We start from the raw sequence: 11119 nt of genomic DNA on the forward strand, positions 1-11119 counted from the left end.
CACAAAAGGAGAAGTTTGTCATGGAAGTGATAACTGGCATTTAAAAAACCAGAGCAATGCGATTGGAGCCATTATCAATGGAGAATTGTTTGCCTTACGCTTATATGATGGTTCTATTAACAGCGATATTTTCTCTCATTGGGTGAGAGAAGCACTGTTACCTGAGTTACCTAAAAACAGTGTAATTGTCATGGACAATGCCGCTTTTCATAAACGCAGTGATATTCAAGCAATCATTGAAGAGCATGGGCATGAGATAGTTTGGTTACCCCCTTATAGTCCAGACTTAAATCCTATTGAAAAGATGTGGGCTTGGATTAAGCAAATACGCAAAGAATGGCGGATGGATTGTATTGATACTTTATTCTTTTATCTGCTTTGGATTGGGTTGGGTTTTAGATGATTGCACTATATAAGTTGAAATAATCCGCCTTTTGAGGGTTTTTCTGTCGCAAGTAGGAGTGTTTTACGCATATTTATCTCCTACCAAATTCTCTAAGTAGTAGTGCAGATAAATTTCATTGATTGCAATGCCACTGGCCTCGCTGAGTTTTATAAGTATGGCCAGGATGTCAGGCGTTTCTCCCTGACGGGTATACATATTTCTAAGATTAATATCAATTTTTTCGATCAGATCATAATCTGACTCTGAGAGCCGACGAGGCTTACTGCGTGGCGCTTTTTCAACGCCTGCTTTTGCTTTTAGTCGGTCATATTCATTACGCGATAAACCAATAACATCTTTTAAACTTTCGCGCGACATTCCCAATTGGATTGCCTTGCAAATGTTATTTATCCGCTCACTATTTTTTAGTTCAGCATCTAACTGAATACTAAAAAAGGCCTTTGTAATTTGTGTTCTAAAAGGTTTTAATCGCGCTAGTCGGCGAATACCTTCAGGCGAAATATTGAGCAACTGCTCAGCCATCTGCTCCTCAATAGATAAGCGTTTTAGAAACGCTTTATCTTGGTCACTGGCTGCTAAACGGCAGAGATTTAATATTTGTTCCTGCAACAGGACATCATAATCCACCATTTCATTTCTCCCCGCTTTGAACCTCTGTCAACGTGAGGGTGTATTGACGTAATTCCTGTCCCAGTTCTTGAAAACGTCGTAATACTTTTTCTGCATTGTTTGGCAGTTCGTAAAACCCATATTGCATACTGATGACATTATTGCGATGCTCACGCATAGCAGGTTCTAATTCGAGTAGCTGTTTATAAATATTATTCCAGATAGGGGTATCTATAAATTGAACGGCATAGGCACAAGCAAAATCATAAAGAGAGATTAAAAGGGCGCTTTGATCTTCCTTTTGGTTGTCTTGCGCATTCAACATTAATTTAAATAAAGCGACGACATCATTATTAAGGGTAAAAAAGGGCGTTTCACTGGTTTCTAGAATAATTTCAGCCACACTTGGAAATTCTACGCGTAAATACCGTAACGTCGTCTGTAATTGCTCTGTTGCAGAAATAGATGAAGTCATTTCTGTTGCAGGCGTAAAAGCGCTACTTGACTGTCCTGCATCTACAGTAATTTCAGCATTATTTCCTGTTGCAGTATGAGAAGAATCGATTTCATTGGCAGCTTCTGTAGAAGAAGCATGAGCTGTTGCAGTATCTGAATAAGATAAATTATCTGTTGCAGTTTCTTCTTTGTATCCATTCGTATCAGAGAAAGTAGGGGGGCTAGCTTCTGTTTTAATCGGCTGACCAATTTCATTAAAATCTTCCCCAACCGTTCCACCTTGATAGAGCTCTCCATGCTCTAAGATATGATTAATTTCAAAATTGACTCTGAAGGCATCAATTTCAAATATTTTTTGAATTTTACTCGCAACGTCATCAAGGGCATATTGCTCATGACCTAAATTAGGCTCATCATATTGCGCCAAGAACTCTAAATAATCGCGCTGTAGTGTTTCACTATTAACACTTTCATGAGAAGGTAAACGGGCATCACAGTAAGTCTTAATTGCATGATAGACTTTTCGTATAGCTTCGATTTTGGATTTACCTAAGCCTTCTTGTAGAGCTAGAGGAATACGATTAGAGAGCTTTTCAGCCGTAAAAATAAAAGTTGAGAGATTACCATGGCCAACTGACCAACCTTTTTCTTTTAGTAATTGTCCAAGTTTTCTTAAAGATAAACTTTCTCCAGACTCTTGCTCATATAATTGCTTAATTTGTAAAGCAGCCATTGCCTTATCAATTAATAACATCTCACCACGAGTTTCATTTTCAATCATGTGGCGAATTAATGTTTCACTATCTGATTGCCACTTAACAAAGCGGCAATCAAGTTGATAAAATTTTGGATCAGCAGTTTCTTTCCAAAGTTCTTTAAGCGCTTTTAGTCGAGTATTACCGCCATTAAATAAAGTATATCCAGCTTCACCAGGTCGCTTAGTCAATGTTAAAGGATTTTCTAATCCGATAACGCGTATTGACTCTTTAATTTCTTCAAATTTGGGATTTTCGGAACGTCTAGGATTAAGCGAAAAAAAGCTAATATCATCAAGCGTTACCGAAATAATCTTAACGGCATCGTCTTTTATATCTTCTGATTGCTTAGAGCCAAAACCACCGCGAGTTAATTTTGCACCAAAATCAAAACCTGACATTATTGTCCTCCTTGTAGCGGTATAGTTTCTTTTTGTTCAGTGTTTGGATTCAGCTGTAAATCAGCAAAATGCGGTAAAAGCTCATGAATAAGTGACTCCATCACTGATAATGCAGAACGAGGATTAGAACGATCAATTTCTAATTCATGAACAGGGCGCTGTAATGATATACATTGTTTCCAAACCACTTTTTGAGGAATTGAAGTTTTTAGAACCGTAATATGACGAGCAATTTTTGAAAATTCTTGCCGTATAGCAGCAGTTACATTACGCGTTTCGACAGTGTGGTCTTCACGGTTGATTAAGACTCTTAAAGGGGGTGGTTGGTCATTACCAATTCCCATTTCTGATAAACCATTCATCACATGCGTATAAATAGCAATAGAGCGAGGCAGCTCTTGGGAAGACATCACATCAGGCGTTGTCGGGACTACAACCGTATCAGCTGCTATGAGCGCCATTTCTTGCAACTGTCCGCGACCATCTTTACCTTGCGTATCAATAATAATGACATCATATTGATCTCTAATACTAATCAATAATTTTTTTAGGCGAAATAAGCCTGAGAAGGTTTCGCTCATCCATTCATTTAGACGCTCACCATCATCATTATTGACAACAACAGAAACATTCTTAATGTGTGTTTGAGAAATAGCCGATAAATCACCTTGAATTAAGAACTCTAATAGTCCCTTGGTTGGAGCAGTAGGATAATCAAAGAATTTAGACAAAGATTGTTGTGAATCAAGGTCGATACAGAGAACAGATAAACCTAAGCTACCTAGGGCACATGCCATATTGATGGCGACCGTAGATTTTCCAACACCACCTTTAGAGCTGACCAGAGCTAACGTTTGCGCATTCATTATTTTTCCTCCTCAGACTTATAGAGTTTTTCTAAAAGGTTCGCTATTTTGGGTTCCTTACTAAGGAAGTATTTATGAATGTCTGCTTGAGTAGCGGTAGAGAAAAACCACTCATTAAGGATTTTTTGAATATAGCCAGAAATGGTATTTTCGTTAGAATGTTCAGCAAGATAATCTCGAATGCCAGGATGGACTCGAACACGTACGTAGACGGCTTTAGATTCTGTGGGTAGATTTTCAATAGATGAATCGTTGTTAGACATAAAAAACTCCTAATTATTTGGAGCAATAATTATGCTTCTATAAGGGCATAGAAGGTCTGTTCTAACAACTTAAATATATGAAGAATGCTATGCCTATAAATTATACATTAATGTATAATGTTTCCTTCTAAATTTAAGAATACTATTATGCGTATCTTTCATCTTATTCTCTTACTCTTTTTAACCGCCTGTGCTAATACACGCTTTGAGCCAACTGTAGAAATTGCTCATGTTAATCCAAAATCCGGATATCGTTTAGAAAATATTTTCCAAAATAAAAAAAATGATCCTTTATTGGTTGTCATTAGCTTTTCTGGTGGTGGTTCTCGTGCTGCTGCATTTGGATATGCAGTTTTAAAAGCATTAAATAAAGAACATGATGGACAAAATCAATCTTTACTCAATCATGTTTCCCTAACTTTTGGTGTTTCTGGTGGTTCTGTCATTGCGATGCATTACGCGTTGCATGGAAAAGAAACTTTAAAATCTTTTCCCAATGACTTTCTTCATAGAGATTTTGAAGGAACACTAATCAATCGTTTACTCTCTTTTACTTATAGGTGGCATTTTTCTTCTCCTCAATATGGTCGTGGAGATCTATTAGCACATGAATTTGATCAATTTATTTTTCATGGAGCAACTTTTCAAGATTTAATTTCTCATCGCAAAGGTCCTTTTGCTGTTATTCATGCGACGGATTTGGCTATTGGCTAGTGGAGAACGTCTTAATTTTACACAAGATTATTTTGATTTTTTATGTTTAGATTTATCTCAATATCCTATTTCTCGAGCTGTTGCGGCATCAAGTGCTGTACCAGGGATTTTTACGCCATTAACGCTCAATAATCATAGTGGTTATTGTAATTACCAACAAACTCAGCTAACTAAAAAGGCTGATATCGCTAAAAAACAAGGAATTATTTCTGACTGGCAACGTTGGGTAGTTGAACATAAAAATGCTACAAAAAAGCCATACCTACATTTAATTGATGGTGGATTAAGTGATAATTTGGGGCTACGCTCCTTACTTGATTTAAGAAGAATTACTTCTGCTCAAGATACAGCTGCTCATAATTCTCATATAAAGCCAAAACGAGTTTTTATCAGCGTAAATGCAGCTTTAGGTTATGATAATTCTATAGATGAATCAGCTAATATTCCGCCATTAAAACGAGTCATTAGTGGTAGTATTGATATTGCTATTGACCGCTTTTCTGAGGAAACCGCTAAACAATTTTCTGAAGCATTAAAAAATAAACAAGAAAATGTTGAGAATTATTTTATTCGGCTAAATTTATATGATTTATCAGACTCAGAGTTGGCTGATAGAGTCAATAATATTAAAACTTCTTTTAAAATTTCTTCTCAAGATATTGAAGATCTGTTGCAAGCTGCTGAAATTTTATTAGATAAAAATGAAGAATTTATAAGATTAAAGAATGATTTAAATAATGGGAATTAATATGCATCAGCACCACACATGGATTGCTTTTGGCTCTAACCAAGATCAACCTATTCAACAACTGCTAGTAGCAAGAAATCGTTTGGCTCAACACTCTGGCGTAACCGAAATTAAAGCATCGTCTTTATATAAAACCCCACCTTGGGGATATGAGCAACAACCAGATTTTTATAATGCTGTTATTCATTATAAGACTAATTTATCACCTCTAAAGCTATTGGAATTATTACAAACGATAGAACAAGAGCAGCATCGAATGAGAACTATTAAAAATGGACCAAGAACGTTAGATTTAGATATTTTATTATTTGATAATGAAACACTAGAGACAGATTTACTAACATTGCCTCATCCTAGAATGCATGAGCGTGCATTTGTTATACAACCTTTAACCGAAATTTCGCCTAATATCTGTATTGGGAAATATGGCAAAGCAGAAGCGCTTCTAAAGCAATTAGATACTAGTCATCAAACAAAATTGAAGATAGAATATTGGAAATAATGATTCAAAAATAATCAATAAGTAAAGAGCGCTTAAAAGCGCTCTTCCTACTTCCTTATAGATAATTATTTTGCTTTATTTATCTGTTTTCTAACAATAAAGCAATGTCCATAAATTTAAGTTATGCACCAATAACACCGCCATCTTCTTTGGTAATCATAATCACAGATGAACGTGGACGTTTTCCAGTGTGAGGGAATGTTGAGTCCCCTGCTTCACCCGGATGCTGAATGTTAACAAACATAGTTTTATCATTATTTGCAAAGGTCAGCCCTGTAATTTCGCAGGAGTTAGGTCCTGTTAAAAAGCGGCGAATTTCTCCATTCTCTGGATCTGCGCAAAGCATTGAGTTATTACCTTGTCCAGCATAATCACCCTCATTGCTATATTTACCATCTGCCTGTATCCAAATGCGCCCACCTTGGTCAAATCCAATTCCATCTGGACTATTGAAAGTATTGGCTTTTGTGATATTTGGTGTACCTGAGCGTGGATCACTATCAGGATAAATATTCGGATTACCCGCCATGACAAACATATCCCAATGGAAGCGGTTTGAAGTGTGGTCGTCATTATCTTCTGCCCATCGGATAATTTGCCCGTAAATATTGTCTTTACGTGGATTCGCTGGATTAGGCGGTAGCTTCTCACTTCCCCGCTTACTATTATTGGTTAATGTGCAAAAAACTTTTCCATTAAGTGGATTAACTGCTATCCATTCTGGACGATCCATTGTAGTTGCATTTACATAGTCTGCCGCTCGACGAGTATAAATAGCAATATCCGCTTGGTCTTTAAATCCATTTTCTCCATGAGTTAGTGTTATCCACTTTCCTTTCCCTTCTAAAGGTTTATCACCGCCTAAGAATTCTGCCACATATAAGGTTCCATTATCCAATAATGTCATATTATGTTTGCGGTCGCCTTCAATATATTTATCACGACTAACAAACTTATAAATACGTTCTCCTCTTTCATCGTCTCCCATATAGGCGACAACATGACCGTTATTTGCAACATGGATAGCAACATTTTCGTGCTTAAACCGTCCAAGGGCCGTACGTTTAATCGGTTTATGATTAGGGTCAAGGGGATCAATTTCTACTACCCAACCATAGTGATTAAAGCAATTAGGATGCTTAGCAACATCAAAATGAGGATCATATTTTTCCCAACCATAAGTAGATTGTGCTGCTATACCATATCGTTTCATTTCTGGTGTAATAGCGTTTTCATCACTGGCGCCAAACATATCATCAAAATTTTCTTCACAGGTAACATATGTTCCCCAAGGCGTTTTACCACTAGAACAGTTAGCAAACGTCCCATTGACAGCTATCCCATCAGGAAAATCTTTATCTTTTAATTGCTCATTACCTTTGGCAGGCCCAGAGAATTCCATTGGCGTGTGTGCCGTTACGCGGCGATTATACTGCCCCGCTCTATTAAAACGCATTTGATTATTCGGCATTTTTTCTAGCGTAATGATAGACAAACCACAGGCATTTTGTCCTTTTAGAACTTCATCTACTGTTTTAGCCAGTTTGCCTCCATGAGTATAAAGTGTCTCAGGGTTAATATATTCATTATTTATAGCTAATACGCCTTGCTTATCATCAACATCATAATACTGCATACCATCATTATTATCGCCAAATTGCAAGGCTTGGTCTGAGCCAGTATTACTACCATCATCTTGAAAAGATGGCGCATTTTCAAACATTGGTTCGCCCCAAGAAATTAACACATCGGCACGATAGCCTTCTGGTACTACAATATGATCTTTAGCAGCAGCAGGCACAGCAACAAAATTAAGTAGTTTGCTTGGCGTGTCAGCTAAAACTTTAGGGCTAAATCCTCCTAAAAAAGCAGCACCTGATAAAGTTTCACTTGTTTTTAGAAAGCGGCGACGAGATGAATTAACTTGCATAATAAATTTGCCTCACTGTGGTTAAGTGAGGCAAATTATCTTTATTATTTGTTACCGTTTTATAACAACAATAAAACTTTTAGTCTTTAATTGGTGTAATACTCATTCCTATAGGAGCAAGAGAAAATCTAATCATTTTTAGATGTTGCCAGCCAAATGGAATACCAATGATAGTAACAAAGTTTGCAACTGCAGCTATCAAATGCCCCAAAGCTAACCACCAACCTGCTAAAATCAACCAAATAAGATTTCCAATACAGCCTAAAGGCCCACTAGATAATCCCTCTTTTCCTAAAGATTGATTATCAACTGCTTGATAGCCAAAAGGCCACAATACAAATCTCGCCATTTTAATGCAAGCAGGCACCCAAGGTAGCCCTACTACAGTTAATGCCATTAAGAATGCCGACAATAACCAACCTAATGACATTAGAAAGCCACCCATCACTACCCAAAGAATATTCAATATAAATCGCATAAATAAATTCCTAAATAATATAATTAACTGATAAGTGTTTTAAAAAAATGTTCGTGTTCTTCAATAGATTTAACAAGAGAAAATTCCGTTTTTAATCTTTCTTTAGCTAACTGTCCCATTTCTTTTGCTTGGCTTGGGTTTGCAATTAGTTGTCCTAAATGCTTAGCAATTGCCATGGCGTCATGAGTAGGAACAACAAAACCTGTTTTTCCTTCTAAAATTAACTCTTTTCCTCCTCCTGTTGTGGTAACAATAGATGGTGTTGCACCTCCCATTGCTTCAATAATTGTTTTTGGTAGCCCCTCTCCTTTGATAGAAGGCTGAACTTGGACATCTGCTGCTTTCATTAAACCAATAATATCATTCCGATGACCTAATAAATGAATTTGATTTTTCAAAGGATGACTATTAATTAAAGATTGATAAGGTTCTTGTTCAAATCCATTGCCTGCAAAAACTAAATGTATGTTATCGGTATAAGATAATTGTCCAAATGCATCAAGCAATATTTCAATTCCTTTACTGGGACGTGCATTTGCTGCACAAATTACAGTAAAAGCGTCTTTAGATATCCCTAAAGATGTTAAATCTGTTTTAGGTTCATCATCATACCATTGAATATCATGCCCTTTATAAATAGTAATGACTCGCTCATTGGGTAAAAAACTACGTTTTCTAACATCATCACGAACTGCATTTGATACAGCAATTACCGCATCTACTCTTGGATGCAAAGCCGTTAAATAACTACTTGGGTCATAGCGATATAAGCCCCCTACTGTTCCTCTATAAGCAATGACTTTGGTTGGTAACCCTATGGCGGCGAAAGCTAAATTAGGAATAGTCTTAGAATTATAACCATAAGCAATATCATAGCCCTTTTTGAGCTCTTTTCTTAAAAACTGGATATGTGAAAAATCAATTTTATTTTTTGGATAAGCCCCAATAGTATGAAGCCCTTGGGTCTGGAAACGTTTAAAATATTCATATTCTCCAGGTTGCGTGACTATCGTTATTTCATGTCCTTTCCTAGCAAGTGCAATATAAACTTCTGCTTCTGGTCTTACACTATGCGGGCTATCGACCTTATAACCACTATGAACAAGAATTTTCATTATTTAATCATTATATAAAATGCTTATCGTCTTATAATTATCCCTCTTTTTCAAGGATATCGCAGGATTTATGAAAAAAGCAGAATTTTGGCAACATCCAGATGGTCATAATATTCACTATAATTGGCTTCCTACTTCATCTGCTAGAGCAAATCTAATACTCGTACATGGTATTGGAGAGCATATTGGTCGATATTGCAACGATATTCCTCATTTTCATGACTTAAGGCTTAATGTTTTAAGCTACGATCAATATGGACATGGACAAACAAGTGGAACAAGAGGTGGTTTAGATTGCGATAATCGTTTAGATAAAGACTTAGAATGGATAATCAATAAATCTAATGATTTATTTCCTTCTGAGTTGCCTAAAATTATTTTTGGACATAGTATGGGGGGAGCTGTTGTTGCGAATCGATTAGCGCATTCTACTCAAGGATTAAACGCTGCTATTTTATCTTCTCCTGCCCTTAAACCCCATGGCGGTAAACTAAGCAGATGGTTAGCGTTTGGAATGGCAAAATTGGCTCCAGATTTAATCGTAAAACATAAGCTTTCAATGAAAGTTAGTCATCTACCATCGGTCAATCAACAATTAAAAAATGATCCTCTTTGTCATAAAAAAATTAGTGCGCGCTTAGGAAAATTTATTTTTACATGTGGAGATAACGCAAAAGCCGCTTCGGCAGATTGGAGTATTCCCACCTTACTATTATATGCAGGAAGCGATTATTTGGTTGATCCTAAAGGAAGTCAGTACTTTGCTCAACAAATATCCCCAAAAATACTACAAGCAAAATGCTTTCAAAACTATTACCACGAAATCTTTCATGAGCAAAATACAAAACCTGTTTATGAGGCATTATCTGATTGGTTAGATAGTATTCTTGGTAAGAATTAAATAAAAGGCTCTAGACTATCAGGAACAACCTGTTAGTCTAGAGCCTTTGAAAATTGAAATTTCTCTATTTTATATTTTTTTGCAAAGGTTTCTAGCTATAAAAACACTAAGGCATCCAAAAGCTAATCAAGATGATAGGGAACGCTTTAATGAGAGTGTCACTAAGTATCAAAAAGAAGAAACTCCGACTGTTTATCTTGACGAGAGTGGCTTTAGAAGTCAGTGGTTACATCGGTATGGATGGTCTGTGAAAGGACAACGTTGTTACGGTGAGTAGGATTGGCAGATGAAAAACCCAACCCATGCTATAGGAGCATTAGGTAATGGCAATCTCTTTGCTGTTGGGGCGATTCAATTAGCTCGTTTTGTCGTACTGAGGTTGGCTATCTGTGGTTCGTCAGTTTGTATGCAAGCTAAACCCATTCAGCTATATGGATATTGAGTTGACGTCGCACGCATTTTTTGGAAATTCAGCTATAGTGTTTAATAATGTTTTGATAGTAGGATTGAAATTCGAAGTGCAGCACTGCACATTTTACTTCTCAATCTTATTTTAGAAAACATTGCACTTCAAGGTTGAGTCTAAGCTTATATAGTGCAATCATCTAAAACCCAACCCAATCCAAAGCAGATAAAAGAATAAAGTATCAATACAATCCATCCGCCATTCTTTGCTATTTGCTTAATCCAAGCCCACATCTTTTCAATGGGATTTAAGTCTGGACTATAAGGGGGTAACCAAACTATCTCATGCCCATGCTCTTCAATGATTGCTTGAATATCACTGCGTTTATGAAAAGCGGCATTGTCCATGACAATTACACTGTTTTTAGGTAACTCAGGTAACAGTGCTTCTCTCACCCAATGAGAGAAAATATCGCTGTTAATAGAACCATCTATAAGCGTAAGGCAAACAATTCTCCATTGATAATGGCTCCAATCGCATTGCTCTGGTTCTTTAAATGCCAGTTATCA

General features: G+C 36.6%; 14 protein-coding genes. 6 read left to right on the forward strand and 8 right to left on the reverse strand.

Going from position 1 to position 11119, the window contains the following annotated elements:
- Nucleotides 1-403, forward strand: a 403-nt coding sequence (locus A5N85_RS01960; protein ID WP_143143150.1) for a transposase, incomplete at its 5' end; no start/stop codon positions are given.
- A gap of 63 nt (nt 404-466) precedes the next feature.
- Here A5N85_RS01960 and A5N85_RS01965 read toward each other — a convergent pair.
- Genes A5N85_RS01965 through A5N85_RS01980 form a run of 4 tightly spaced genes read right to left on the reverse strand, consistent with a single transcriptional unit; the run spans nt 467 to nt 3756 of the window.
- Entirely contained in the window at nt 467-1036 is a 570-nt protein-coding gene (locus tag A5N85_RS01965) for a hypothetical protein (RefSeq protein ID WP_072575729.1), read from the reverse strand.
- A 1-nt stretch (nt 1037) separates the two neighbouring features.
- On the reverse strand, nt 1038-2627 hold the full coding sequence (locus tag A5N85_RS01970) for a ParB family protein (protein WP_072575730.1): 1590 nt from the start codon (nt 2625-2627) through the stop codon (nt 1038-1040).
- Nucleotides 2627-3493, reverse strand: a complete 867-nt coding sequence (locus A5N85_RS01975) for a ParA family protein (protein ID WP_072575731.1) — start codon at nt 3491-3493, stop codon at nt 2627-2629. Before A5N85_RS01975 ends, A5N85_RS01970 begins: the two co-directional genes overlap by 1 nt.
- A complete protein-coding gene (locus A5N85_RS01980; RefSeq protein WP_072575732.1) occupies nt 3493-3756 on the reverse strand; it encodes a hypothetical protein in 264 nt (87 codons plus the stop codon). Before A5N85_RS01980 ends, A5N85_RS01975 begins: the two co-directional genes overlap by 1 nt.
- A 147-nt stretch (nt 3757-3903) precedes the next feature.
- Between A5N85_RS01980 and A5N85_RS01985 the strand changes: the two genes are divergently transcribed.
- Genes A5N85_RS01985 through folK form a run of 3 tightly spaced genes read left to right on the forward strand, consistent with a single transcriptional unit; the run spans nt 3904 to nt 5720 of the window.
- A complete protein-coding gene (locus A5N85_RS01985; RefSeq protein ID WP_072575733.1) occupies nt 3904-4470 on the forward strand; it encodes a patatin-like phospholipase family protein in 567 nt (188 codons plus the stop codon).
- Nucleotides 4463-5218, forward strand: a complete 756-nt coding sequence (locus tag A5N85_RS01990) for a patatin-like phospholipase family protein (RefSeq protein WP_072575734.1) — start codon at nt 4463-4465, stop codon at nt 5216-5218. Before A5N85_RS01985 ends, A5N85_RS01990 begins: the two co-directional genes overlap by 8 nt.
- 1 nt (nt 5219) lies before the next feature.
- Nucleotides 5220-5720: a 2-amino-4-hydroxy-6-hydroxymethyldihydropteridine diphosphokinase gene (gene folK / locus A5N85_RS01995; protein WP_072575741.1), complete on the forward strand. Its 501-nt coding sequence runs from the start codon at nt 5220-5222 to the stop codon at nt 5718-5720.
- Nucleotides 5721-5841: 121 nt separating this feature from the next.
- On the opposite strand, the gene A5N85_RS02000 is transcribed toward folK, so the two are convergent.
- The 3 genes from A5N85_RS02000 to A5N85_RS02010 form a co-directional block, all read right to left on the reverse strand.
- The gene (locus tag A5N85_RS02000; protein ID WP_072575735.1) at nt 5842-7650 is read right to left on the reverse strand and encodes a PhoX family protein; all 1809 of its coding nucleotides are present in this window, start codon (nt 7648-7650) and stop codon (nt 5842-5844) included.
- Between the two features lie 79 nt (nt 7651-7729).
- Complete coding sequence (locus A5N85_RS02005) at nt 7730-8128, reverse strand: YccF domain-containing protein (RefSeq protein WP_072575736.1); 399 nt, start codon at nt 8126-8128, stop codon at nt 7730-7732.
- Nucleotides 8129-8151: 23 nt separating this feature from the next.
- Nucleotides 8152-9243 (reverse strand): glycosyltransferase family 4 protein, encoded by a 1092-nt coding sequence (locus A5N85_RS02010; RefSeq protein ID WP_072575737.1) that lies wholly within the window; start codon nt 9241-9243, stop codon nt 8152-8154.
- Between the two features lie 70 nt (nt 9244-9313).
- Here A5N85_RS02010 and A5N85_RS02015 point away from each other — a divergent pair, with 70 nt between their 5' ends.
- A complete protein-coding gene (locus A5N85_RS02015) occupies nt 9314-10144 on the forward strand; it encodes an alpha/beta hydrolase (protein ID WP_072575738.1) in 831 nt (276 codons plus the stop codon).
- A gap of 286 nt (nt 10145-10430) precedes the next feature.
- On the forward strand, nt 10431-10586 hold the full coding sequence (locus A5N85_RS15535) for a hypothetical protein (protein WP_169818602.1): 156 nt from the start codon (nt 10431-10433) through the stop codon (nt 10584-10586).
- Between the two features lie 146 nt (nt 10587-10732).
- Here the strand turns inward: A5N85_RS15535 and A5N85_RS17155 are convergent, their stop codons facing one another.
- A complete protein-coding gene (locus A5N85_RS17155) occupies nt 10733-11113 on the reverse strand; it encodes a transposase (RefSeq protein ID WP_143143151.1) in 381 nt (126 codons plus the stop codon).
- Nucleotides 11114-11119 lie beyond the last annotated feature (6 nt).

Origin of the sequence: Suttonella ornithocola (assembly GCF_001889065.1) — a bacterium.
Lineage (GTDB): Bacteria > Pseudomonadota > Gammaproteobacteria > Cardiobacteriales > Cardiobacteriaceae > Suttonella_A > Suttonella_A ornithocola.

Excerpts from the sequence above, each read along its gene's own strand:
- A5N85_RS01965 (WP_072575729.1), bottom strand. The coding sequence starts at position 1,036 with ATGGTGGATTATGATGTCCTGTTGCAGGAACAAATATTAAATCTCTGC.
- A5N85_RS01970 (WP_072575730.1), bottom strand. The coding sequence starts at position 2,627 with ATGTCAGGTTTTGATTTTGGTGCAAAATTAACTCGCGGTGGTTTTGGC.
- A5N85_RS01975 (WP_072575731.1), bottom strand. The coding sequence starts at position 3,493 with ATGAATGCGCAAACGTTAGCTCTGGTCAGCTCTAAAGGTGGTGTTGGA.
- A5N85_RS01980 (WP_072575732.1), bottom strand. The coding sequence starts at position 3,756 with ATGTCTAACAACGATTCATCTATTGAAAATCTACCCACAGAATCTAAA.
- A5N85_RS01985 (WP_072575733.1), top strand. The coding sequence starts at position 3,904 with ATGCGTATCTTTCATCTTATTCTCTTACTCTTTTTAACCGCCTGTGCT.
- folK (WP_072575741.1), top strand. The coding sequence starts at position 5,220 with ATGCATCAGCACCACACATGGATTGCTTTTGGCTCTAACCAAGATCAA.
- A5N85_RS02000 (WP_072575735.1), bottom strand. The coding sequence starts at position 7,650 with ATGCAAGTTAATTCATCTCGTCGCCGCTTTCTAAAAACAAGTGAAACT.
- A5N85_RS02005 (WP_072575736.1), bottom strand. The coding sequence starts at position 8,128 with ATGCGATTTATATTGAATATTCTTTGGGTAGTGATGGGTGGCTTTCTA.
- A5N85_RS02010 (WP_072575737.1), bottom strand. The coding sequence starts at position 9,243 with ATGAAAATTCTTGTTCATAGTGGTTATAAGGTCGATAGCCCGCATAGT.
- A5N85_RS02015 (WP_072575738.1), top strand. The coding sequence starts at position 9,314 with ATGAAAAAAGCAGAATTTTGGCAACATCCAGATGGTCATAATATTCAC.
- A5N85_RS15535 (WP_169818602.1), top strand. The coding sequence starts at position 10,431 with ATGAAAAACCCAACCCATGCTATAGGAGCATTAGGTAATGGCAATCTC.